Annotated in this window: 17 protein-coding genes; 8 read left to right on the forward strand and 9 right to left on the reverse strand. The window is 61.4% G+C overall.

Annotated elements, in window-relative coordinates; translation table 11 throughout:
• Window positions 1-15: 15 nt before the first annotated feature.
• Entirely contained in the window at window positions 16-1,407 is a 1,392-nt protein-coding gene (locus tag AABA34_RS05430) for a lyase family protein (protein WP_338304228.1), read from the forward strand.
• 29 nt (window positions 1,408-1,436) lie between these two features.
• Window positions 1,437-2,942, forward strand: coding sequence for an SLC13 family permease (locus AABA34_RS05435; RefSeq protein ID WP_338304698.1), 1,506 nt, complete (start codon window positions 1,437-1,439; stop codon window positions 2,940-2,942).
• 1 nt (window position 2,943) lies between these two features.
• Here the strand turns inward: AABA34_RS05435 and AABA34_RS05440 are convergent, their stop codons facing one another.
• The 4 genes from AABA34_RS05440 to AABA34_RS05455 all read right to left on the reverse strand — a co-directional run bounded on the left by AABA34_RS05440 (window position 2,944) and on the right by AABA34_RS05455 (window position 8,293).
• Complete coding sequence (locus AABA34_RS05440; protein WP_338304229.1) at window positions 2,944-3,738, reverse strand: hypothetical protein; 795 nt, start codon at window positions 3,736-3,738, stop codon at window positions 2,944-2,946.
• Window positions 3,739-3,966: 228 nt separating this feature from the next.
• Window positions 3,967-4,995, reverse strand: coding sequence for a tetratricopeptide repeat protein (locus tag AABA34_RS05445; protein WP_338304230.1), 1,029 nt, complete (start codon window positions 4,993-4,995; stop codon window positions 3,967-3,969).
• A gap of 100 nt (window positions 4,996-5,095) precedes the next feature.
• A complete protein-coding gene (locus AABA34_RS05450; protein ID WP_338304231.1) occupies window positions 5,096-5,785 on the reverse strand; it encodes a PEP-CTERM sorting domain-containing protein in 690 nt (229 codons plus the stop codon).
• 150 nt (window positions 5,786-5,935) lie between these two features.
• Window positions 5,936-8,293: a phytanoyl-CoA dioxygenase family protein gene (locus AABA34_RS05455; protein WP_338304232.1), complete on the reverse strand. Its 2,358-nt coding sequence runs from the start codon at window positions 8,291-8,293 to the stop codon at window positions 5,936-5,938.
• A gap of 238 nt (window positions 8,294-8,531) precedes the next feature.
• On the opposite strand from AABA34_RS05455, the gene AABA34_RS05460 reads away from it, so the two are divergent.
• The 6 genes from AABA34_RS05460 to AABA34_RS05485 all read left to right on the forward strand — a co-directional run bounded on the left by AABA34_RS05460 (window position 8,532) and on the right by AABA34_RS05485 (window position 17,082).
• A complete protein-coding gene (locus AABA34_RS05460) occupies window positions 8,532-10,508 on the forward strand; it encodes a TIR domain-containing protein (protein ID WP_338304233.1) in 1,977 nt (658 codons plus the stop codon).
• Window positions 10,509-10,529: 21 nt separating this feature from the next.
• The gene (locus AABA34_RS05465; RefSeq protein ID WP_338304234.1) at window positions 10,530-10,766 is read left to right on the forward strand and encodes a hypothetical protein; all 237 of its coding nucleotides are present in this window, start codon (window positions 10,530-10,532) and stop codon (window positions 10,764-10,766) included.
• Between the two features lie 123 nt (window positions 10,767-10,889).
• Window positions 10,890-12,290 carry a serine protease gene (locus tag AABA34_RS05470; protein WP_338304235.1) on the forward strand — a complete coding sequence of 467 codons (1,401 nt, stop codon included), beginning with the start codon at window positions 10,890-10,892 and terminating at the stop codon, window positions 12,288-12,290.
• Window positions 12,291-12,344: 54 nt separating this feature from the next.
• Window positions 12,345-14,420, forward strand: a complete 2,076-nt coding sequence (locus AABA34_RS05475; RefSeq protein WP_338304236.1) for a hypothetical protein — start codon at window positions 12,345-12,347, stop codon at window positions 14,418-14,420.
• The gene (locus tag AABA34_RS05480; RefSeq protein ID WP_338304237.1) at window positions 14,417-15,385 is read left to right on the forward strand and encodes an NAD(P)H-binding protein; all 969 of its coding nucleotides are present in this window, start codon (window positions 14,417-14,419) and stop codon (window positions 15,383-15,385) included. The genes AABA34_RS05475 and AABA34_RS05480 overlap by 4 nt, the downstream gene beginning before the upstream one ends.
• Before the next feature lie 17 nt (window positions 15,386-15,402).
• Window positions 15,403-17,082, forward strand: coding sequence for a solute:sodium symporter family transporter (locus AABA34_RS05485; protein ID WP_338304239.1), 1,680 nt, complete (start codon window positions 15,403-15,405; stop codon window positions 17,080-17,082).
• Here the strand turns inward: AABA34_RS05485 and AABA34_RS05490 are convergent.
• Genes AABA34_RS05490 through AABA34_RS05510 form a run of 5 tightly spaced genes read right to left on the reverse strand, consistent with a single transcriptional unit; the run spans window position 17,079 to window position 24,118 of the window.
• The gene (locus AABA34_RS05490) at window positions 17,079-17,993 is read right to left on the reverse strand and encodes a TauD/TfdA family dioxygenase (protein ID WP_338304240.1); all 915 of its coding nucleotides are present in this window, start codon (window positions 17,991-17,993) and stop codon (window positions 17,079-17,081) included. The genes AABA34_RS05485 and AABA34_RS05490 overlap by 4 nt on opposite strands.
• Before the next feature lies 1 nt (window position 17,994).
• Window positions 17,995-18,951: an aldo/keto reductase gene (locus tag AABA34_RS05495; protein WP_338304242.1), complete on the reverse strand. Its 957-nt coding sequence runs from the start codon at window positions 18,949-18,951 to the stop codon at window positions 17,995-17,997.
• Window positions 18,952-18,957: 6 nt separating this feature from the next.
• On the reverse strand, window positions 18,958-20,097 hold the full coding sequence (locus AABA34_RS05500; RefSeq protein WP_338304243.1) for a Gfo/Idh/MocA family protein: 1,140 nt from the start codon (window positions 20,095-20,097) through the stop codon (window positions 18,958-18,960).
• A complete protein-coding gene (locus AABA34_RS05505; RefSeq protein WP_338304244.1) occupies window positions 20,094-22,001 on the reverse strand; it encodes a beta-galactosidase in 1,908 nt (635 codons plus the stop codon). The genes AABA34_RS05500 and AABA34_RS05505 overlap by 4 nt, the downstream gene beginning before the upstream one ends.
• Window positions 21,998-24,118: an alpha-galactosidase gene (locus tag AABA34_RS05510; RefSeq protein WP_338304245.1), complete on the reverse strand. Its 2,121-nt coding sequence runs from the start codon at window positions 24,116-24,118 to the stop codon at window positions 21,998-22,000. The genes AABA34_RS05505 and AABA34_RS05510 overlap by 4 nt, the downstream gene beginning before the upstream one ends.
• Window positions 24,119-24,244 lie beyond the last annotated feature (126 nt).

Raw genomic sequence — 24,244 nt, forward strand, 5'->3', positions numbered from 1 at the left:
GTGATGAAAGGCTTGATGACGCGCGGTTTTCGCGCATGTGGATCTATCGTCGCATCGCTGGCTTTGCCGGGTGCGGCCATGGCCTGTTCCCCCGGATCGGTGCGGGGCCTGTTCGAATATGACGGGCAGACCCAGATCATTCTCGATGTCGAAGCGGCGATGGCCCGCGCGCAGGCGCGTCATGGCGTGATCCCGCAGGAAGCCGCAGACGACATCAGCAGCAAGGCGCGGGTCGAACTGGTACCCGAAGAAGCCTTCGATGCGCAGTACGATATCGTGCAGCATCGCATGGTCGCGCTACTCAAGGTCTGGCGGGAAGCCCTCGATCCCATGGGCGATCAATACGTCCACTACGGTGCGACGACCGTCGATATCTACGGAACCGCGACGATGCTGCAGGTTGATCGGGCGATCGAGATGCTCGACAACTGCCTTGCCGAAAACATCGCTGCGATGACGCAGCTGGCGCAGGATCATGCCCAAACCCCGATGATCGGACGCACGCTGGGGCAACACGCCCAGCCCATCACATTCGGCAAAAAGGTAAGCAGCTGGATCGGCGAATATGCACGCCATCGCCAGCGGCTTGCGGAATTGCGCGCCCGGGTCAGGCGCTCCGCAATCCTGAAGGGCGCGGTGGGTAATTATTCCGGGCTGGGAGACAAGGCCATCGCGGTCGAGGCGTCCTTTGCCGCCGAACTGGGATTTGACCCGCCATACGCCGCCGACTGGAACGGGACGCGCGACGTGCTGGCCGAATATGGGCTCGTGCTTGGGCTGATCGCCCGTTCGCACGAGCGGATCGGGCAGGAGGTGTTCTTGCTGATGGGTACCGATATCGGCGAAGTCAGCGAAGGGCAGGACGATGGCGTCGTCGGGTCAAGCTCGATGCCGCACAAGCGCAACCCGCAAGTCCCCGAACGCCTGATCCATGCGGGCCGGACCATCCCGCGCCTTGCCGAAGTGCTGGGCGATGATGTCGTCAATTTCTTCGAGCGTGACAACACCTCGCGCCCGGCGCGCGTGGTCGAGGAAATCTCGATTGAATCGGTCAGCACCGCTCGTGCGCTGACCGGCTTGCTCGCAGGTCTGGAAGTCGATTCCGCGCAGATGCTTGAGAATATCCAGAAGACGCGCGGTTTTGCCATGTCGCAGCGCATCGCGTTTGCATTGGCTGATCACATGCCGCGTGTCGATGCCGAGGCGCTGGTCAAGGAGGTGATCGAGGCAGCGTACACCAATGACGTCCCGTTCATTGATGCACTGCTGGCCGATCCGCGCGTGACCCGCCATCTTGATGCGGGCGCCCTTGAGGGTTTGATCGACCCTGCGAACATCGAAACGCCCGCCATCGAACAGGTAAGGCGCGTCATTGCCGAAACCGGCGAAACTGGAGCCGAACAATAAGCAACTCAGCAAATCTGCGCCCGGCCTCGCTGGTCTGGGGCTTTCGCCTTGGGGGAATTGTCCTTGCCCTGATTGTTCACACGCTGTTGGGCGGAGCGGACATGTCGGGCGATGCCCGCGCGGTTGCCGCCATCGCGACGCTGATGGCGTTCTGGTGGATGACCGAGGCGATCCCGCTGGCGGCGACGTCGCTCTTGCCCATCGTCCTGATACCCGCGCTCACCGCGCGCAGCGTCGGCGAGACGACGGCTTCCTATGCCAGTCCGATCGTTTTCCTGTTCCTTGGCGGGTTCCTGATCGCGATCGCGATGGAGAAATGGGAACTGCATCGGCGGATTGCCTTGCTGACCCTTCGCCGCGTCGGGGTTTCGCCGCGCAGGATCGTGCTGGGGCTGATGCTGGCAACCGGGTTCTTGTCGATGTGGGTTTCCAATACCGCGACGACATTGATGATGCTGCCGATCGGGTTTTCGGTGCTGGCGCTGGTTTCGGGACGGGGCATGTCGGGCGGCGGCGATGCGCAGGCCCAATTGGCGCAGGGTGCCGGAGGCAATCCGGAGGTCGAGAAATTCGGCATCTGCCTTGTGCTGGCGATTGCATGGTCAGCGAGCATGGGCGGGCTGGGCACGCTGCTGGGCAGTCCGCCCAACGCGATTATCGCCGGCTATGCTGCGGACGAACTGGGTGTCGAGATCGGATTTGTCGAATGGATGCTGCTGGGCGTCCCGCTGGCCTTTTCCTTCATCCTGATCGCGTGGGTTCTGATGACGCGCAGCCTTTATCGTTTCGACCTTTCCGAAATTCCAGGAGGGCGCGAACTGATCAATGGCGAGATCGCAAAGCTGGGCGCAATGAACCGGGGCGAGCGTATGGTCGCTATGGTGTTCGCGGGGGCTGCGGTGCTCTGGATTGTGCCGGGCCTGCTTTCCGGGATTCCTGCCGTCAGCTCAGCGGTGCCGTGGCTGGGCAGCCTTGACGATGCCGCGATTGCCATTGCCGCTGGCCTCGCGTTGTTCTTCCTCCCGGCTGAAGGCAACAGCCGGATGGTGCTTGAATGGAAAGATGCAGAACGCGGGCTCCCGTGGGGGGTGTTGCTGCTCTTCGGAGGCGGCCTCAGCCTTGCGGGAGCTGTCGCGGGTACGGGGCTGGATGACTGGTTCGGCATGCAGGTGTCGGGCCTTGCGGCGCTGCCGGTGATCCTGCTGATCGCGGCCGTTGTCGCCATCGTCCTGTTCCTGACCGAGGTGACCAGCAACACCGCCACAGCCGCGACGTTCATTCCTGTGCTGGGCGGGGTTGCATTGGGCATCGGGGTTGATCCGATGGGGCTGCTCGTTCCGGCGGCATTGGCGGCGACCTGCGCCTTCATGCTGCCCGTCGGTACACCGCCCAATGCAATCGCATTCAGCACGGGCGCCGTCACCATCGGTCAGATGGCACGCGGCGGATTGGTGCTGAACCTGATCGGGATCGCCCTGATCACCGGACTGGTCTATCTGCTCGGCGGCTGGGCGATGGGATTGAGCTTCGGCTGATCTATTCGATCAGGTCGGCTGCCCCTTCGGCAATCCCGCTGTTCGAATGCGCAACCCCTTCGATCACGCGCAACTGCCAGCCGAAGTCCCAACCCTTGTCCTGCGCCAATTGGCTCGCGCTGGCGAAGAAGTTCTGGCCGCGCTCGAACCGGTGGCGTCCTTGGCGCATCGCCTCGCGGCTGCGATTGAGCAGGCGGTGCCGGGCATCATTGTCCTGATCGCCAAGCAGCACCACGACATCCTTTGCCAGCGCCGCCTGCAGCCTTGCGTCGTTGACCGGTGTGCCATCGAGACCGAACGGAAACGCTATCGCACGATCCGGGAATGTGTACCAGCCGGCATTGGCAAACAGGAACCGCTTCGCCCGTGCCTCCGGCATGAAATACATGAAGCGATGGACAAATTGCGACCCTGCCGAATGACCGTAAAGGGTGTAGCCGGTCTGGGTGCCGCCAAGCCGCGAGACCACTTCGTCGAACAGCGGCTCGATAACCGAAAATGTCCACTGGGCACGCGGTAGCGGCTGGCCGTTCTCGTCGAGTACGCTGCCCATGTTGTATGCGCGGGCACCGGGGAAATCCTCGTTTGAAAAACCCGGTGCGATCACGATGAAGCCATGCTCGTCCGCCCCGGCCACCCATGCGTCGCGATAATCATCGGGATTGCGGCTCGCGCCGTGCATGATGATTGCGATCGGTGCGCTGCGCGGATCGATCCTGTCGGGTACATAAGTCCAGACAGGAATAGACGGGCCGCCCCAGTCTGAAAATTCGAAACGGCTCTTGCCGACTTCCAAAGATGGAAGCTCGGCGGATACTGCGATTGTTTCTGAAGCAGCCTCACGGGCATGCAATGGTGCAGAGCAGGCAAGGGCAAGCCATGCACAAGTCAATGCCGCTCCCAATTTGCGTGACAGCGTTTTTGGCATTGCCCACTCTCCCAACCCGAACAACTCCACGGTCTGCCCATTGGCTTGAGCAAGCTGTGTCAGGTTGCAAAGGCCGGGACAAGCGCGATCATAAGGTTAGGCGTCGGGAAGCTGGCCCATCAGTTCGTTGGCAACATCGGCAAAGCGCGGATCCTGAGCCAGCTGTTCGTAAAGCGTGCGGGCAATCGCGTGGTTCCCCAGTGCCGCCTCCGTCTCTGCTTCCAGCAGAGTTGAAGCGGGGAATTCACGCTTCCATTCGGAAGGCAACGACTGCAGGATTTCCCGCGACTTGGTCCAATTGCCCTTGATCGCACTGAGGCGTGCCGAGGCAAAGCGCAATTGCGGGAACTCCGGATGCCGCGCCAGCGCTTCGTTCAGCGCAGCTTCGGCTTCGGGCAGTTGCATCAGGTCAAGTCGCAGTCCGACGACATTGGCGCGCGGAATGGCGAAATCGGGATGGGTTTCGACCACCCGTTGGTAGGTTGCCAGAGCGCCCTCGAGATCGCCCCCGGCAATCAGGCTTTCGCCTTGCACCAACTGCGCTTCGTAGTGATCGGGATCAGCCGCCAGTGCATCCGCGATATGGAGGTCGGCCGCTTCCCAATTCCCTTCCCAAGCCGCGAGGCGCGCGGCTTTCGCGTGAAGGTCTGCCGATTGGGGGTGACGCCTCAACGCTTCGTCGATCAAGGCAATGGCCTGATCATTCTCGCCTTCCTCCATTGCCGCCCAGACCAGCAGCAGATCGCGTTCTTCGGCAAGAGTGGGATAGCCCGGCCATTGTTCGATCACGTCGCGCGCTTTCCAGGCGTGACCTTGCAGGATCAGGGAACGCGCGCGCAGGGTCAGCCATTCGGGAGTTTGTCCCTGTTGTGCCTCAAGTTCGCGCAAATAGCGTTCGGCGGAATAGCCATCCCCCAGTTGAACCATGACCTTTGCCAGCAGCGCCGCATTTTCCGGCGTGGCTCCTTCGTGATCGCGTAGCGCCAGAAGGCTATCGCGAGCATCCATGAACCGGTTTTCCGTGATTGCGGCTTCGATCTCGGCCATGCTCGCGGGCGGAGTTTCATCGCAGCCGCCAAGGATCACCGTGGCGAAAAGGAGCAATAGGGCAAATTGTCTGACCATGATGATCCCGCCATAGCCGCAAAAGGTTAGCGGTCGCTTTCAAACAAAAAAGGGAGCCGGATCGGCTCCCTTTCTCGTTCAGCAGTCAGATTGCCACAGTTCAGGCTTCGGACTTTGCTTTCTTGCGTCGGCGTCCGCCAAGTGCGGCTGCCGCGCCGAGACCGAGGATCAGCAGCGTGCTGGGCTCGGGCACCGGAGTGCCGCTGGAGCCGCCCGAGGTTGAACCGCCGGACGTCGAACCGCCAGAGGTGGAACCGCCCGAGCTCGATCCGGTGCCGCCCGAACTGGTCGAGGTGCCGCCAGAGGTCGAAGTGGTGCCGCCCGATGACGAGGTCGTCGTGGTCGAACCGCCCGAAGTCGAGGTCGTCGAACCGCCGCTCGAAGTGGAGGTCGTGCCGCCGCTGGTCGAAGTCGAGGTGTAGCCGCCGCTGGTCGAGGACGAAGTGCCCTTCTTCGACGAACCCTTCTTCGATCCCTTCTTGGAACCCTTCTTGGCGTCGCCGCCGGTCGTGCTGCTGCCATAATAGCCGCCGCTGCTCGAGCTGCCTGCCGAACCCTTCTTGGATCCCTTCTTGGAACCCTTTTTAGACTTCGACTTCTGAGCAACCTCATCGAGCATGTCGAGGGCGTTGAAGTTGCCGTAGCCTTCGATTTCACCGAAGTCGCTCATGGTGATGCTGCTGCCGGTCTTGGGCAGTTCCGCCGCATGGGCAGGCATTTCGATCCCGGTTACGCTCATTGCAAGCGCTGCACCGAGGAACGAGGTTTCCTTCAAACGTTGACGTTTCATCTGACTTACCCCCAAACGCCTTTTCGGGCGTTGAAACTGTGGCTGTTGGTCTCGTGTTGTGTTGACTGACCTAACGGTATGCCGTCCTCAAGCGCTCAGAATGCCGCGTCTCATTACGGGGCAAACACGTACCGCAATCGTTAACGCCGCTCAGGCTGCGATCCGTTTCGCGAAACGGAACAGGTCGCGGTGCTGTTCGGGCACCTTCATTCTTTCGCTGTCGCTGATCCCCATCGCTGCATGGGATTCAAACGCCAGCGTGTCGTGGAACCACGGCATGGTGTAGGTGAAGTAGAGCAGCGGTCGTCCGTGCGAGGCGCGGCACGGCATGCCGCCATGATATGTCCGATAATCGAACACCAGCGCGCTGCCGGCCTTGGTATAGAAGATGTGCGGATCGCCTTCCCACTCTTCATCCTTGGCGGTGGTGTGGGTGCCTTCCCACAACTGGGTGCCGCCTGCTTCCTCGTCGAGATCGATCAGCGGGATCAGGATCGTCGTTGCATAACAGGGCACGTTGGCATTGCCCGCGTCGGTGTTGAACAGCAGCGGGTGTTCACGGTGCACATGCTGCATCCGCGCACCTTCGTAGGTGGTGACCGAACCGAAGGCGTGCAGAACGGGCTTTTCGCCCATGACCCGCTGTAACGTGTCGAGCAGGACCGGGTTGGCATAAACGCCCGGATTGTCGAACGGCTCCTGCAGGCGGATCGGCACGGTAAAGCGCTTGTCGCCGACGTTGTTAGGCTTGCCCAGCTCGCTCGATTGCCAGTCGCTGACCCTGTCATCGAGAGCGCTGCGCAATTCAGCGACAACATCGGCGTTCAACAGATCCTCGATCAGCACGACGCCGCGATCCGCAAGCAAGTGGGCCGCTTTGGACACCACCTTGGGATCGCGGTTCGACACCGTCAGATGCGCATAGCTTGTCGTCTCACCCTGCGCCGGAGCTGCAGGAGCTTCCTCGAACTTGTCGGCGATCATGCGCTGGGCAGGGGCGAAATGGGGATCAAGCTGCGCGGCCTTGCGAGCCGTTGTCTCCGCGCGATCCTCGTCACCGAGGTTGAAGAACGCCAGCGCCAACGCGAACAGGCGCGGGGCGCTTTCCCCGAACTCGCGAATTGCATGGTCCATCAATTGCAGCGCCTGCGCGTGGTACTCGAGCCGCAACAAGAGCTGCGCCACTCCGCAATCGAACTGGTTTTCCGAACCGTCCGGGAAGTACGCCCGGTACGCCTCCATGTAGGTTTCATAGAGCTGCGCCCGGTCGATTTCCTCTTCACCCTGTTCAATGTTGAACAAGAGGTGCGGAATGCAAGCGGCGGCGACATCGGGATCGAATTTCGAAAACCGGATCAGCGCCATCGCCTGGCGGATCGACATGTCTTCGGCGGTGTTCTCGATCAGTTCGATGATCTCGTGCGCATCGTAAGGGTTGAAGTCCTTGAGCAGCGCCAGAGCGGTCTCGCGCGTGCGTCCGAGCGAAAGCTCCTGCCACTTCTTCTTGCCGGGCAGCGACAGCAGGCTGCAGCTGAAATTAGCATCCTTGTGGCGCTGCGACTGCATGTCGCCGCCATAGGCCCGGAACATTTCGCCGAAGATGTGCAGGTTGGTGTAATGCGCGAAATAGGTGTCGAAGATGAGCGGGCTTTCCAGCTCGAACTCCGATGGATCTGAATAGGCAAGATCGCCAGCCAGCAGCAGCAGTGGCGTGTCGCGATCGAGAAACTTCTCGATGAATTCCATGCAGATTTGCGGGACGACGACATGGAAATCGCCCGGACGCTTCGCATAGCTGTGGATCGCTGCGTCGATGATCGGATGGCCGGTCGGCGTATCGTCTTTGATCGGGCGGCTCTGGAAACGCTCGCTGATCGACTGGAACGAGGTGATCGGCCGGTCGAGGAACTTGCGCTCGGTCGATTCCGTCTGGACGAAAACCTGTTCGATCTGGTGGTTCTTGATGCGGAACATATTGGCCGCGATTGAATCGAACAGGTAATTGGCCACGATAATGACCGGACGATCCGCGAAATCGGCGGGTTTGAATTCGCCATCCGCCTTGCGGATCACCGGATCGGGTTCGATCAGAAGCTGCGCAAAATCCAGCACGCCGCTTTCCACCAGCGGCGCAAACCGGTCCTTTTTGCGCCAACCTTCAATGTTCTTTTCAGAACCGTCGGTGAGCAGATAGGTGAATTCGGGGCAGGGATCATCGTCTGAGAAGTGGTAGTTGAACAGGCGATTGAGGAATTGCCAGGCAAACCGGCCGCTGCCGCCGCCCAATTCGATCACCACCGGAGGCTTGCTGTTCCCTTCCACCATCAGCTCCTTGAAAAAGGATGCGACGATCGAGGCATAGGTATCGGCACAAAAGGCATTGGATGTGCTGCGCTGGGGCACGATCTTGTTGGACCAGGCGGCAGGGCCGGCTTCCATGTAGAAACGATGCAGCAGCGACCAGACGATGGATTCATCAAACCGCGTGAACTTCTGAACGATTGGCATGTGCCAGCCCCCAATCTTAACCAGTGGGTGAAAGGCAGACGGCCTATCTACGTTACACCCGACACTCCCTTCCTTAACGTTGTGGCGTAAACTATTCGTAAGCAGACCGATTGGTGAGGGCGCACGTGCAACACCTGTGCTTTTTCGCATTGCGCGAAAGACAGGGAATCAACCATTTCCCAAGCGGTAACGTCTGGGCTAGTGTCTGAGCATTGAAGTGCAGCGATAGGGGGAATTCGTGAGCGACAACGCGCCTGCCGATGGCAAGGCGACCTCCATTTTCCTGAGCTATTCGCGCGCCGACCAGCAGCAGATCCTACCGCTTATCTCAGCTTTGGAAAGCCATGGCTTCGATGTCTGGTGGGACGGATTGCTGAAGGGGGGCGACCGCTTCCTCCAGGTGACCGAAAACGCGCTGGAAACCGCCGACGTGGTGCTGGTGGCGTGGACCGAGACTTCCGCCAATTCCGACTGGGTGCGCGACGAGGCGACACGGGGACGCGATCGCAAATGCCTTTTGTCGATCACGTTGGACGGCACAGAACCACCGCTTGGGTTCCGACAGATCCAGTATCTTGATGTTTCGGGCGAGGGCGACGTGCCCGATCGTCCGGGATTTGCCCGGGTGCTGGAAGCTTTGGGCAAGGCGGGAACAGCACGACCTGATGTACCGGCTGTGGCTTCAGGTGCCGTGCCAGTGGCTCCATCACGAGCAGAACCGGCGGTCAGCCGCCGCGCTGCCGTGATCGCCGGTGGCGCAGCACTGGCGGCGACGGCCGGAGGGGTGGTGGCATGGCAGACCGGGGCGCTGGACCCACTCTTCGGCAGCATTGATGGACGTCCAAACAGCATCGCGGTTATGGCGTTCGAAAACCTCTCGAACGATCCGGACCAGGAGTATTTTTCCGCCGGGCTGGCCGAAGAATTGCGCAGCATCCTCAGCCTGAACCGGCAGCTTTCCGTCGCCGCTCAGACATCGTCTGACAAATTCGCGACCGGTGATCAGACGGCAAGCGCCATTGCTTCCGCGCTGGGCGTTGCCAATGTCCTTGAAGGAAGCGTGCGGCGCGCAGGCGATCGTTTGCGTGTCAGCGTCCGATTGATCGACGGAGCAACCGATCTCGACGTCTGGTCGGACGTGTTCGATCGCGAGCTTGACGATGTGCTGTTGGTGCAGACCGAAATCGCGACCCGGGTGGTGGACTCGCTGCTCGCCAGCATTGCTGCGGGAGATCCGGCCGGGACGGCGCGGATTGGCGGTACCAACAATTCAAAGGCTCTCGATGCCTACTTGCAAGGTGCTGACCTTTACAATCGTGCGGAGGGAGACGAAGCCTCGGATCGGGCCGCACTTGAGGCGCTCGATCAGGCGATTGCGATCGATCCGGACTATGGCGCCGCCCATGCCATGCGATCGCGAGTGCTTACGGCGGTTGGCAATCGCCATGCATCGGGGGAGGAACTGAAGGCCTATTACCGTCAGGCAATGGAAGCCGCGCAAAGGGCAATCGAACTCGCTCCCGATCTTGCCGACGGACACGCCGCTCTTGGTTCGGCCTTGGCAAATGGCCAGCTGGATATGAGTGCGGCCAGATCGCCTTACGAACGCAGCTTCGATCTCGGGTACGGCAATGCGCGGATATTGATGAGCTATGCGTTGTTCGCGTCGTATATCGGTGCCTTCGGCAAAGGCCGCGATGCGATTGCCCGTGCCGAACGGCTTGATCCTCTCAACGCGCCGGTATTTCGCGCCGAGGCCGTGCTTGAATTCGCCGCAAGGGATTACCTAAAGGCGGCTGACGCGGCACGGCGTTCGCTTTCGCTTGATGAAGGCACCAGCATTGCAAATCGCATTCTCGGCGACATTGCCCGCTTCGAAGGACGCAATGACGAAGCCCGTGTCTTCTATGAAAGCGAGCCGAGCCTGCTGTCTAAGCTGGCCGGGCTGGCCATGCTTGAGCGGCAGTCTGGCAACGCCGAACCAGCTGAGCAGGCATTCGCAGCCATGATCGAGCGTTATGGCGATAACAGCCTCTACCAACAGGCCCAGGTGCTGGCCCAATGGGGCAAGACCGAAGAGGCTTTGGCGGTGCTGGAGCGTGCCTATGCAGCAGGGGACGCGGGGCTTGTTCTGTCGCGTTCGGACCAGAATCTCGATCCTGTTCGACAATCGCAAAAGTTTGAGTCATTACTGCAACGTCTCGGTTTTGGTTGAGACGAGGAAACAGGGGTAACTATGAAGAAGAATATCCTGATGACCGCCGCCATCGCGCTTGCGACTGGGCTGGCGGCTTGCGCACCGGCTGCGGAAGAAGCTGAAGCGCCCGAAGCGACCGAAGTTGTCGAAGAGGCCGCCGAAGCTGAAGCACCTGCGGAAGAAGCGGCGATGACCGGCGAAGAAGCCGCTGCGACCGAAGGTGAGGGCGAAGGTGATGGCTCGCTGGATCCCGAGGGCAACCCGGTTGACCAGTAATCTGCAAGCTTTGACTTCGCGTTGCCTTCGCTGGCGGAGGCAATGCGCTTGAATTTCTTGCGCGATATCCAGAGGCTCGGAAGCTCGCTGCTTTTGGGCCTCTGTTGTTTTGCCTGCCTCAATTTGATCGCGCTGCCAGCGGCACACGCTCAAAGCCCGCAGGCAAATGCCGAAGCCGCCTATGCTGCCATTGTCGAGGAACTGTGGGAAGACGAACAGGCGGAATTTCAGCGGTTCTACAGCAAATTGACGCCCGAAGGCGTCGCCGTGTTTTCACGGGTCATAATGCGCATGGACGAGGGGCAGCGAGGCACTCTGGCCCTGAAACTGGCCCGTTCGCCGACTGAAACCTCGAACAGCTTTCTGGCGCTGTATGACGGCTTCGCGCCTGACGAATTCTCCGGCGCCACCGCGCGATTAAGACAGCAGGGATACGAGAAATGGGACATCCTTCTGGCCGCGCTCGCCGTTGATGGCCCCGATGCCGTACGGCTTGAATTTGACGAGGCCCAAACGGCGCGATGCGTGGGTGTGCCTTACCGTGACGAATTCGGAAACCTGCCAGAGGATTATGAACCGCCAGAAGGTGCGAACCTGTGCAGCGAGGAGATGACGAGGTTTCGAAACACATATTTCGATACCACGCGAGCGCTGACTCGTGGGTACGTGCTTGGGGCAAACGAAGCGCTTTACCAGGCGCAGTTCATGCTCTTCGGGCCGAGCACCGAAGCCTACAAGACGGATGACGCGCGTCTTCAGCAGCAAGAGCAATACGGGCGGCCGCTGGAAGATTGGGAAATCAATCACACCTGCGGTGCCGTATATCTTGGAGACCGGTTCGTGCTGACCGCGGCGCATTGCGTGGTGACCAGCCTCAGCAATGAACGGTTCTTCGCCGGTCGCCGGGTGCGGCTTGGCACGCATTCGATCACAGGCATGGATAACATCATTCCGATCCGTACTGTCGTGACTCATGCAGGCTATGATCCCCGGACACTGAAGAACGACATCGCTCTGATCCAATTGGAGCACGCCCCGCGTTCGTCGCGCGTTACCGAGGTGATATTGCCGTCATCGCCGGACTATGTGCCTGAGCCGAATAATCTTCTGATGAGTGGGTGGGGTTACATGAAGCCGACGGAAAGCACGGACAATCCGCGCGCTCTCGACGGAGAGTTTCAGGCAAAGGCGGCGGAAACCTTGCAGGGTGGGAGGATCCAGGTCTTTTCGGTCGATGTGTGCAAGAACAACCGGGTCTTTCGTCGCAACCGCATTCGCATCCAGCCAGGCCAGCTTTGTGCAGGTAGCCGGGTGGGGGTCGACAGTTGCCGGGGTGACAGCGGCGGCCCGGTGGTCGAAACGCGGAGCAACACGCTCGTCGGTCTGGTGTCAGGCGGCAAGGGTTGCGGCCTTTTCAACACGCCCTCGGTCTATGTCGATATCGCCTATTATCTCGACTGGATCGAACGGGCCAAACGCCTTGCTCTCAGGTCTGCTGCCCAGACACGGCGCACCGCTCCCTGATCATGGCAAAAACCGGGGTCGGCACGCGCCCCACGGTTGGAATGCAATCACGAATTGCGTATCGATCCTGATCAGCTTGATCTGACCAGTCATTCGAGGTGCTACACCATCCCTGAAGCAAGCCAACTGGACAAGTCGCAGAACGCGGCTCCTCCGCTTCCGTGTGTCTCCTTTGCGATAGGGGTCACGGGCCACAGCGCCGTTCACAAGTCCTTTCCGGCTGACCCGACTGCCTTGGGGCAGGCGCTTGGCGAACTGTTCGCGCTGATCCAGCATTTGCTCGAACGGCGGCAGCAAGCGGTTGGTGCATCACACTTGTGCAGAGCCCGCCTGCTGACGCTGCTCAGCGACGGGGTCGATCATCTGGCGGTTCAGGCCGGATTGCGGCGCGAATGGGAATTGATGATCCCGCTGCCTTTTGGCCGTGCGCTTAACACCGCGATCAACGCGCGGCCGGAAAGCGCGTCTGATGCCAGGGCGATATTGGCAGGCAAGGTTGCATCAGATCCCGCTGTCGCAAGCAGAGCGGGAACCATCGCCGCGTTGGCCGATCGTGGCGTCCTGTTCGAACTTGCCGACCAGGACGAGCGCCTGACCGAACTGTTCCTGCAAACCCTCGATAACCCGCAAGACGCCGCTGCGGTTTCGTCGCTGGCATCGGAAACCGGGAGGCGCACAGCATTGGCCGGGCGCGTCTTGATCGAGCAGTCCGATCTGGTGATCGCCGTCTGGGACGGACTTACGACTGCCAATGCAGGAGGCACCGGCCACACCGCGCTTGCGGCGTTGAGGGAAGGGGTGCCCGTGTTGCTGGTCGATCCCGTGCGTCCAGATCATTGGCGCGTGCTGCATTCGCCAGAGGAACTTGTGGTTCGTCCCAAGGTCTTCGACAAAGAAGAACAAGCGGCGCAGCTTGCCGAGGCGATCGGAAACGCCATTGCCGCGCAACGCCCCGGCGGGGATCAGCTGGCCAATCCGATCGCGGCGCTGGAGGCTGAGAAATGGCATGATCGCAGTTCGATTGGCGGGCACGCGTTTCGCCGGGTCGAAGCCCTGTTCGGTGAGACCGGTTGGGGCCGCAAGCTGGCTTCGATAAGGCGCAGCTATGAACGCCCCGATGCCATTGCTGCGGGAAGTGGGCAGGCACTGCTGTCCACCATTGCAAGGCTGGCACCGGACAATGATCAGATCGGTGATGCAATCGCCAGACAAATCCTCACGCGATTTGCGTGGTTCGAGGCGGTTTCTTCGCGGCTTTCCGATTTTCATCGATCCGGCATGACGGTCAACTTTGTGCTGGGTGCATGCGCGATCATCGGTGGCATTCTTTACCTTCCGCTGGTGGAGCCGGGGCAAAAATGGATATTCGCCGGGATCGAGCTGACCTTTCTGCTGGCCATCCTGCTGAACACCGCCGCCTGTCGCCGTCTGAAGCTGCATCAGCGTTGGTTCGAAACGCGGCGCGCAGCGGAATATCTGAGGCACAGCCCGATGCTATGCGTCATGGGTGTAGCGCGCCCCTCCTCCGCCTGGCCAAGGGGGACAGGCACCTGGTGGCCCGAATGGTATGTGCGCAACTCGGTGCGTGCCGTTGGGCTGCCGCGCGCCGTCGTCGACAAGGCCTATTTGCGGCGAGCGCTTGAAGCCTTGCGCGATCATCACGTCGATCCACAGCGTGATTACCACCGCGCCAAATCGCACAGGCTGGGCCGCGCGCACCACGGGCTGGACGTGCTTTCCGAGCGGCTGTTCGTCAGCGCGGTTTTCGTGGTCGCGATCTATCTTGCGCTTGCGGCGCTCGCGGCTCTTGGGACAGTTGATCCGGACTGGCTTGCCAAGGCGGCGAAATGGTTCACCGTGCTTGCTGTCGCGCTACCGTCCTTGGGCGGCGCGCTCGCGGGAATCCGCTATTTCGGCGATTTTGAACGTTTCGCCGAAATTTCCGAAGTCACGGCAGAGCGGCTCGACATAATCGCCTCCCGGATCGACGCCTTGCTGGCGGCACCGGACAACGCGCTGAGTTATGCGCTCGCATCCGAAATCATGCGCGCAACCGACAATGCCGTATTTGCCGAGATTCAGGCTTGGCAATCTGTCTTCAGCGGCAAGATCATTGCGGTTCCGGCGTGAGTGCAGAGGGGGTTGATGGCGGCGCACGGCGCGTGCTCGTGGCCGGGGCAAGCGGGACGATCGGGCGGGCTGTCGTCAAAGCCCTGGTCGAACAGGGGCACGCGGCCATCGCCTTGCTGCGCAGCGGCGCGGATCAACCGGCCGAGCTGGCAGGGGCGACAATCCTGCATGATGACTTGAGCGATCCATCGGGACTTGGCCGAAGAATGACGGAACATCGCGTCGATGCCGTCATCTCGTGCATCGCATCGCGCAGCGGCTCGCCCAAGGATGCCGAGGCGGTGGATTTTCGTGCCAATCTCAACCTTCTCAATGCAGCCGAGCAATCTGGCGCCGATCACTTCATCCTGCTTTCCGCTATCTGCGTGCAGCGCCCGCTTTTGGCCTTTCAGCACGCCAAGATCGCGTTCGAACGGGCGCTTAAGGCGTCAGAGATCGAACACACGATCGTGCGCCCGACGGCCTTCTTCAAATCCTTGTCCGGGCAGATCGACAGGGTGCTGGCGGGAAAACCATTCCTGATTTTCGGTAATGGTGAACTCACCCGTTGCAAGCCGATCAGCGATGCCGACCTTGCTCGATACATCGTCGATTGCCTGCATCTTCCCGAGCGGCACGGTGCGACCTTGCCGATTGGCGGGCCGGGGCCTGCCATCACTCTCAAGCAGCAGGGTGAATTGCTGTTCGAGGCGGCGGGTATTGAGCCGCGCTTCCGGTCTGTCCCGGTCGGGCTGTTCGATGCGGCGGCGGGCGTTCTGTCGCTGGGTGAGCGTTATTCCGACTGGTTTGCCGAAAAGGCCGAATACGCCCGCATCGCACGCTATTACGCGACCCAAAGCATGCTGGTGCTTGATCCGGTGAGTGGAGAATACAGCGCCGAGGCGACCCCCGCATTCGGGCAGGATACGCTCATCGAACACTATCGTTCGCAAATCGCAGCGCGCAAGGGTACGGGCGCGCAATGAGCGGGGACGGGTTGTTCTTGACGCTTGCAAGCTGCGCATTCTTTATGGCGCTGGTCGGCTGGATCAGCTGGGCAAAGACGCGCGGGACGGCGGAGACGAGGGACGGCTATTTTCTCGCCGGGCGGGGGCTGACCGCGACTTTCATCGCCGGTTCGCTGCTGCTGACCAACCTGTCCGCAGAACAACTGATCGGGCTCAACGGCTCGGCCTATGGCCATAATCTGTCGAGCATGGGGTGGGAGGTCACCGCCGCCGTTGCGACCATCGCCATGGCGTTGGTGTTCCTGCCGAAATATCTCGCCGGAGCCTTCACCACTTTGCCGCAATTCCTGAATGACAGGTTCGATGCGGACGTGCGGCGTATGTCGGTGCTTCTGTTCATGCTGGGATACGGCCTCGTAACCATTCCCAGCGTGCTCTATTCGGGCTCGCTCGCGGTGATCGCCTTTTTCGATATTCCCGCGCTGACCGGCCTTGGGGATTTCAGTGCGCTGGTCCTGACGGTGGTGCTGATCGGCGTGATTGGCGCGATCTACGCCGTATTTGGCGGGCTGAGGGCGGTCGCGGTGTCGGATACGCTCAACGGCATCGGGCTGCTGATCATCGGTATTCTGGTGCCTGTGCTTGGCCTGATGGCGCTGGGCGATGGCAGCTTCGCGCAAGGCCTTGCCCGGCTCACCACGCAGCATCCGGAAAAGCTCAACGCAATCGGCAGTTCCACCGATCCGACGCCGTTCGGCACGATCTTCACCGGCATGATCTTCGCCAACCTGTTTTACTGGTGCACCAATCAATATGTGATCCAGCGCACGCTCGGCGCGCAAAGCCTCGCCGAAGGGCAGAAGGGCGTGCTGCTGTCGGGATTCTTCAAGATCTTGGTGCCGTTCATGATGATGATTCCCGGAGTGATCGCTTTCCACCTATACGGGCCGGGGCTGGGCAGCATCGACGAAGCCTATCCGCGGCTGATACGCGATGTCCTGCCCGTCTGGCTTTCGGGCTTCTTCCTCGCCGTGCTGCTGGGCGCTGTGTTTTCTTCGTTCAATTCGCTGCTGAATAGCGCCGCGACGTTGTTCGCGCTCGACATCTATGCGCCCGCGAAATCCACGCCTGTCAGCGATGCAGAGCTGGTGCGTGTGGCAAGAATCGCGAGCGTCGTGATCGCGGTGTTCTCTTTCGCTATCGCGCCGCTGCTTTCCTTGGCGGCGGAGGGGCTGTGGCAGGTGATCCGCATCTTCACCGGCTTCTACAACATCCCGACCATAGTGATCGTGATCGTCGGGCTGTTTACCGCAAGGGTTCCGGCGCTGGGTGCGAAGATCGTCATCGTATTCCACGTGATCGCCTACGGCCTGATCCGCTTCGTCTTTGACGAAGTGATCACGCTGCATTTCATCCATCTTTACGCGGTTCTGTTCGTGATCGAGGTGGCGATCATGCTGGTTTGCGGCTGGCTGCGGCCTCGCGAGGAGGCTTGGCGTTTCACGCGCGCGGAGAAAGTCGATCTGACCCCGTGGCGCCATGCGAAGCCTGCCGCCATCACGCTGTTCAGCTGTGTCGTGGCCACCTATCTGCTGTTTTCCCCTGTGGGGCTCGCCTCGACATCAGGCCCGGGATTGTTGTTCGGCATTCTGATTTCGGCGCTGGTGCTGATCAACGCATTGGTCTGGATCGTCTCGGCGAGGCGAGCGGCCTAGGCAATCAGGCTGGCGAGCACCCGACGCTTTCCTTCGAACGGGCGACGACCGTGCATCACAACGAAATTATCGACCAGCGCGACATCGCCCGCCTGCCATGCAAGATCGTAAGTCAGCTCGTCAGCAATCGCGATCGGGCCTGCCATCTGTTCTGCGGTGATCGGTTCACCATTGCCCAGAGTGATCGAGCGGTTGGGATCATTGCGGCTGTCTGCCCAACCCCTGAAGGCGGCGATCAACTGGTTGAAGAAACTTTCGCGTCCCTCGCCGACATCACGAATGGCAGGGAGGACAGGCGTGGTCGCCCGCAGGCTGTCGTCTTCGCGCCATTCCCACTGGTATCCGAGCTCGCTCAGCCGGCGTTCCGCGCCTTCGCGGTCGGTCACGCTGAGCGTGCTGGGCCATGACCGGCCCTGGCCCGATCCCGCGTCATCGCTGCCCGGCATGACGTTGGTGTAGCGTACGCCCTCGGTCCGGACGGCATCATAGAAGTCGCGATGTTCGGCGCGGATGCGGTCCAATACCCAATCCGAACGGCATAGAGGGGTCGCGCCGCCTTTTTCAGCGGCGATCTCGCAATAGAAAAACAGCTTGGCCGGATAGAGCGGCGTCTGCGCCATTTCGTGATGGAGGAAAATCTCTGTCGTCGGTGGTGCTTCGTTGGCGGTGAAGACGCGCGGCGTGACATTGGTGCGCACCGCGTTGGAAAGCGAATCCTCATAGGTGAAGCCCGTCTCCCCATAGCCCTCGATCGCGGCATCGAAGGCCAGCGGATCGGGCACGTCGAACCCGCGAAACAGCAGCGCACCCGCATCGGCCAGTGCGGCATCGACTGCACTCTTGTTGGCGTTCAGGAAAGCGGCGAGATCGCCTCCGCCTGGAATGATGCCCGGAAATTCTGATGTCTGCATGTCAGTCATAGATTGGATGGAAGGTGTTGAAGGCGGCTTCGGCAAAGACGCCCGGATCGTTGAAGCGGCGGTTCTGGTTGAGCGCGCTGATCGCGGCCATCTCGACCGCGCTCAGTTCGAAATCGTCAATGTCGACGTTCTCACGCATCCGCTCGGGCTTTGAAGTCTTGGGGATCACTGCCGTCCCGCGCTGCACACCCCATTTCAGCAAGACCTGCGCCGGAGTCTTTCCATGCGTTTGGGCGGCCACCATCACCGGCGCCGCACCCAGCAGGCTTTCGCCGCTGTCGGCCATGCCCAACTCGAAATAGCTTTGCGCTCCCAATGGAGAAAACGCCGTCACATCGATGCCGTATCCGCGTGCACAGCGGATCAGCTTTTCCTGCGTGAGATAGGGATGCGCCTCGATCTGGAGCATCGCGGGCCTGATCGTCGCATAGCTCATCAGATCGTGGATCAGCGCTGTATTGTAATTGCACACGCCGATGCGGTTCACGCGCCCTTTGTGCACCAGCGTTTCCATCGCCATCCAGGTTTCCTGCAGCGGCACGGGCGCGCGCTTCATCACCGGATCGGGCGCGTCCGGATCGTGCAGCCATTCGGGCGGATAGCGGACATCGATCGGCACATATTCGAGCGCGATCGGGAAATGGATCAGATACAGGTCGAGATAGTCGAGCCGCAGGTCGGAGAGCGTCTTGCGGCATGCCTCCTCGACATGTTCGGCGGCGTGGAATGTGTTCCACAGCTTGGAAGTGACCCACACTTCCTCACGCGTCACAAGCCCTTCCGCCATGGCTTGCGACAGGCCTTCGCCGGTTTCCGCTTCATTGGCGTAATCGGCTGCGCTGTCGAAATGGCGGTATCCGGCACGCACCGCCTCGACCACGCTCGCGGCGGTGTCTTCGCGCGGGATCTTCCAGAGGCCGAAGCCGATGCGGGGCATTTCAGGGAGCATTGGTTCTCAGTCCTCGAATTGGATGTCGACAGGCAGGCCGGTCGCGATGCTTTGCTGCGCGGCGGCGCCCATCACGACGGAGCGATAGCCGTCGGATGCGTTGATCAGCGGTTTTGTGCCATGAACCAGCGCATGGTGGAAATCGCGCAGCTGGAAATAGGTTGCGCCATGATGGCTTCCTGCGTCGAGCGCGTCTTTGGGCGTTTCGACCTTTTCGGGCGCGGGGCGGACATAGCTGGCGATGCGCTGCCCCTTGTCATTGACGGCTCCGGCGCGCGGTGCCCATGCGATGGCACCGCTGGGCAGCTTCACTTCCAGCTTGCCCACCGGGCCGACGGCGCTGATCTCTTCCTGCTCCTCAGACCCTTCGGCGAACATGCACAGGTCGAGCATGGCCCGCGCCCCGCGCTTGAAATCGACCAGCACAAACGCGTTGTCGATGATGTCGGGCACTTTCCCGTCGTAGCGCTCGTCGAGATGGTTCACATCCTGCCCGCCGCTGGCAAAGACGCGCACGGGTTCGTCCTGAAGGATGTGGCGCATCAGGTCGAAGAAGTGGCAGCATTTCTCAACCAGAGTGCCGCCGGTGTTGCGATTGAAGCGGTTCCAGTCGCCGACCTTCACCAGAAACGGGAAACGGTGCTCGCGGATGGCGAGCATGCGGATATCGCCTGCCTCGCCCGAATGCACCCGCTCGATGAAGCGCGTGACCGGCGGCATGTAGCGATATTCGAGCCCCACCCAGAACAAGGACGGATGCTGCTGTGCAAAGGCCACCAGATCGCGCGCGTCCTCCACGCTGGTGCACATCGGCTTTTCCAGAAGGACGCCATGCCATGGCTCGATATGCTGGCGCACGATGGCGTGGTGAGTGTGATTGGGCGCGGCGATGATCACCGCGTCGGGGCACGTCATCGCCAGCATTCCTGCGGTGTCCGCCCATGCGCCCACCGGATCGCTGTAGGCGCCAACCTTGTCCCCGTTTGCCCGCAGTTCTATGGACAGCGCCAGTGCGGCATTGCGCGATCCTTCGTCCGGGTCGGCAATTCCGAGCAGCTTTGCACCGGGGACCAGCGCCAGATTGCGCATATGTTCGCGGCCCATCATGCCGCAGCCGATGATGGCGTAGGTCTTGGTCGCGTTCATTGGGGCAACGCCGTAATTGAAACGCCTGCGGGGTCAATAACTTCGCCTGTCGGATCGAAGGTGATCGGCCCGGTCGAATAGTTGAAGGCAAACAGATGCGTGGCGCTGCGTCGGACGCGTAATCCTTCGGGTAGCGGAAGGAGCTCGATCCGGGCTTCGTCCGCGATGCGGGTGATCAGCTGGTTTAACAGAGTTCCGTCCGGCCAAGCGGCGAGATAGCGGTGATTGCCATGCGCAAACACAACGCCGCGTCCGTCCTCCAACGCGAATTCGGGGGCAAGCTCGCTTGTCACATCTTCCCGCCAGCGCACGATGTTCCAGCCTTCGCCGGTTTCGAAAATCCCGTCGCGCAGGCTTTCGACGCGGGTGACGGTGACAGGGATCAGGTCGCGCAATTCGCCGGGGGGCAGGCCTTCGGGAATGCAGAAACTCTCGCTCTTGCTGCCCGATCTGGGGCCGATCAGCACCGGGCAAGTGAGGGTCGAGAGGCGCGATACAAACCCCTCCGGCACAATCGGCAGGGTGGGTACGAAGACAGCGCGGTAGTCACTCAGATCGGACCTGGGCGAAACAATGTCGATTTCCAGCCCGAACCCTCGGAGCGCGGAATACCATTCGTAGACAAGCTCCAGATAGCGGAAGCTGCGCCCCTGCGACTGGATGCCGCACACCCATGCGGCCTCGTAGGAAAACACCAGCGCCACCGGAGCCTTTGCGCATTGCTGCGGGCCGATCTGGTTAATGATGTCGGCTGCGGCGCGTGCTTCCCCGGCGGCTTCGGCATCGCTGCTGTCAGGCCGCAGCAGGCCGGCGTGCATCTGTTCCTGCGCGAACGGAGCCTGCCGCCAGCGGAAATAGCTTGTAAATTCGGCACCGTGCGCCATCGCCTCCAGCGTCCACAGCTTTACCATGCCGAGCAGCGGTGCGGGGTTGAAGCGCGCCCAGTTCACCGGGCCGGGTTGCTGTTCCATCACGCCCCAGCGGCCATTGGAACAGCCGCGATAAAGATCGTGATGGAAGGCCGCGATGTCCGGGTGGCCTTGACGCAGGTAGGCGTGCTTTTCCGCGTCGGAGAACCAGAACTGCTCAAGAAAGCCGAGCGGATAGCTGTCCCATGTCGCCACATCGAGATCGCGTCCGACATCGTGGTGATCGAACTCGGTGAAAAAGCCCATGAAGTTGTGAGTGATGTCGCGCCCCGGCGAATGTTCGCGCAGGATGTCCACCTGGTCCCGGTTGAAAGCCACGACCTCGTCCGAGGCAAAGCGGCGATAGTCGAGCCAGTGCGTCGGGTTCGCCTCGGTCACGGTCAGATGCGGTGGATCAACTTCGGCGAAGGAGCGGTATTTCATGCTCCAGAACACATTGCCCCATGCCGTGTTGAGCGCATCGATGGTGCCATAGCGCGCGGCCAGCCATTCGCGGAAAGCTGCCGCCGCCGCGTCGGAAAAGCTCAGCACCGTGTCATGGCAGCCATATTCATTGTCGGTCTGCCACGCCGTGATTGCGGGGTGCTGGCCATAGCGCCGGGCTATCGCGTCTGTGATGCGGCGCGATTGCTCGCGATATCCGCGATGGCTGAAGCAGTAATGGCGCCGCGATCCGAAGCCGCGCGGGCGGCCCTGATCGTCCACGGCAACCATGTCCGGCATCGAATCCACCAGCCATTTGGGCGGTGTAGCGGTGGGCGTGCACAGCACCACTTCCAGCCCTGCCGCATGCAGGGTTTCTATCGCCCGGTCGAGCCAGCCCCAGTCGAAACGGCCCGGCTCCGGCTCGATCCGGCTCCACGCGAATTCGCCGATGCGAACCATAGACAGCCCCGTTTCGCGCATCCGCCGGGCATCGTCCGCCCAGATCGCCTCGGGCCAGTGTTCGGGGAAATAGCAGCAGCCCAGCTTCATGCGGAAACCTTCTCCAATGCGATCAACCAGGCGGTTTCGGGATGGGTGAGGGGTAGGGCGATTCCCTGTGTCATCAGTGCCCTGCCCGAAAGCGTGAAGCCGTCGCGCCAGTGACGCTTGTTCGGCAAGTACAACGCCGCCTTCTGCGGCCACGGAAGCAGCAATTTGACCCGGTATTGGGCTTCGGGATCAAGCCCCTTGAGCCTAACCGGCGCGGCGTCGAATTCCCCCGAAAAGCCGGTCTGCGCGGCAAGGGCAAGGGCGCTGGTGTCGCCCACGACAATCTGTCCGTAAACGGCGGGATCGGGGTGATCGAGGAAATGCAGATCGCCCGAATGCAGCACTGCGCGCCATTGCTTGTAGAGCGCGATATGCGCCTTCAGCACTTCGCGCTCCGCCTCGCTCATCGCGCCCGGATCGGCCTCCACCGCCATGTGCCCGAACAGCGCGACCTTGGCGCGGAAATCCATGTCCGTTTGCCGCCCGGTGATCGGATTGGGTGAAGGGCCGACATGATTGCCCAGCACCTCCAGCGGCAGGAATTGCGACCAAGCACGCATGATGCGAACGCGCTCTATCGGATCGTTGTTGTCCGACGGCCAGACCCGCTGGACGCGCGACAGCACGCTGAAATCGATCCGCCCCCCGCCGCTTGAACAGCTTTCGATCTCCACCGCCGGATGGGCGCTGCGCAGCCGATCGAGCAGGCGGTAGAACCCGCTGACCTGATCCGATTGCCGCGCGCCTGCAGGGAAGAGGTCGCGGTTATGATCCCATTTGAGATAGGCGATGGGATGATCGCGAAGCAGCGCGTCCAAACGCTCGAACAGATAATCGCGGACCTCTTGCCGGGTCAGGTCGAGTGCAAGCTGGCCGCGCATGGTCGGGCGATCACGCCCTTCGAGATGGAGGCACCAGTCGGGGTGCGCGCGATAGAGATCGCTTTCGGGAGAGACCATTTCCGGCTCGACCCACAGGCCGAAATCCATGTCCAGCGCGTGCACCCGTTGGATTAGCGGATCGAGCCCGTGCGGGAAGACATCAGCCGACACGAACCAGTCGCCAAGGCTGCTCTGGTCATTGCGCCGTCCACCGAACCAGCCATCGTCCAGCACGAAGCGTTCCACGCCAATCTCTGCGGCGCTTTCAGCCAGCGCGATCAGGCCGCTTTCGGAAAGATCGAACGCCAGTGCCTCCCACGAATTGAGATGCACCTTGCGCGGCCCCCAGTTCGGCCGTCCGCGCAGGACGTGTCCGCGCGCATGGCGGTGGAATGCATGGGCGAGCTCCGACCTGTTCTGACCCAGCGCAAACAGAACCGGCGGCGCGCCAAACGCGCCTTGCGGCTTGATAACCTCGCCCCCGTCAGGAAAGGCCGCTCCCATCTGGAGTATGGCGCGTCCGTCTGCCGATCCGATATTGTCGCATTCGATCCGGGTATCGTGATCCTCGCTTGATGCGAGATGGAACCCCAGCACTTCTTCGCCACCGTCGGCGTGCAGCAGCAGCCAGTTGCCGCCGCCAAATCCGGGCTTTCCCCCGGCAGAGCGGCGCGCAAATCCGTTGGGCGCAATCGGCTGGCGGCTTTCGCGCATTTCGCCGGCCCATCTCCCGCTGAATGCGGTGAAGTCGGCAAAGCGGCGCGGGATCGGCATGCTGATCGAGGCAAGCCGTTCAAGCACAATCGGCTCGGCATTCTCGTTCCAGCCGTCGCTGTCGCAGAATACTGTATCGCTGCCCTTTATCGCCCAATGCGTCGACAGGTGGATATTGGCCTGCGTATCGGCAAATCGGCAGGTAAGCTCGCTGCCTTCGTGGAACCAGGAAATCAGGCGCAAATCGGTGTGCAGTGGCTCTCCCGAAATATGGCGGAAGCTGGCCGCGGGGCTGCCCTGCCAGCCATGGCCAGCTTGCGGGACGATACCCGGCACAGGCGGCGTGTCAGCCTGGTTTTCGTGCCGCCCACGCATGGTGGAATGAGCGAGCGCGGCAAGATCTTCACCTTCTGGCAGGCGCGCGCCGAGGTAGACGACATCCGCCGTCCCGCCTTCGACCAATGCAAAGACCAGCGTTATCGCGGCGCCATCGAGCCGCACATGGTGCACGCCTTGGGTCAAAATGATCGTCCCGCCCTCTTTTTCCTTCCCTCGTGCAGATGCGAAAAACCGCACTTGCCCGCTCGTTGGCGTTCGGCTCTAACCGCGCAAACCCCGTGCGCAAAGCGGGGAATGCGAGAGGGGCGT

It is taken from the genome of Erythrobacter sp. Dej080120_24, from assembly GCF_036322605.1.
Lineage (GTDB): Bacteria > Pseudomonadota > Alphaproteobacteria > Sphingomonadales > Sphingomonadaceae > Erythrobacter > Erythrobacter aurantius.

Coding starts and splice junctions, on each gene's coding strand:
- AABA34_RS05500 (WP_338304243.1), bottom strand. CDS start 20,097: ATGAACGCGACCAAGACCTACGCCATCATCGGCTGCGGCATGATGGGC.
- AABA34_RS05490 (WP_338304240.1), bottom strand. CDS start 17,993: ATGCAGACATCAGAATTTCCGGGCATCATTCCAGGCGGAGGCGATCTC.
- AABA34_RS05495 (WP_338304242.1), bottom strand. CDS start 18,951: ATGCTCCCTGAAATGCCCCGCATCGGCTTCGGCCTCTGGAAGATCCCG.
- AABA34_RS05430 (WP_338304228.1), top strand. CDS start 16: ATGACGCGCGGTTTTCGCGCATGTGGATCTATCGTCGCATCGCTGGCT.
- AABA34_RS05505 (WP_338304244.1), bottom strand. CDS start 22,001: ATGAAGCTGGGCTGCTGCTATTTCCCCGAACACTGGCCCGAGGCGATC.
- AABA34_RS05445 (WP_338304230.1), bottom strand. CDS start 4,995: ATGGTCAGACAATTTGCCCTATTGCTCCTTTTCGCCACGGTGATCCTT.
- AABA34_RS05450 (WP_338304231.1), bottom strand. CDS start 5,785: ATGAAACGTCAACGTTTGAAGGAAACCTCGTTCCTCGGTGCAGCGCTT.
- AABA34_RS05465 (WP_338304234.1), top strand. CDS start 10,530: ATGAAGAAGAATATCCTGATGACCGCCGCCATCGCGCTTGCGACTGGG.
- AABA34_RS05455 (WP_338304232.1), bottom strand. CDS start 8,293: ATGCCAATCGTTCAGAAGTTCACGCGGTTTGATGAATCCATCGTCTGG.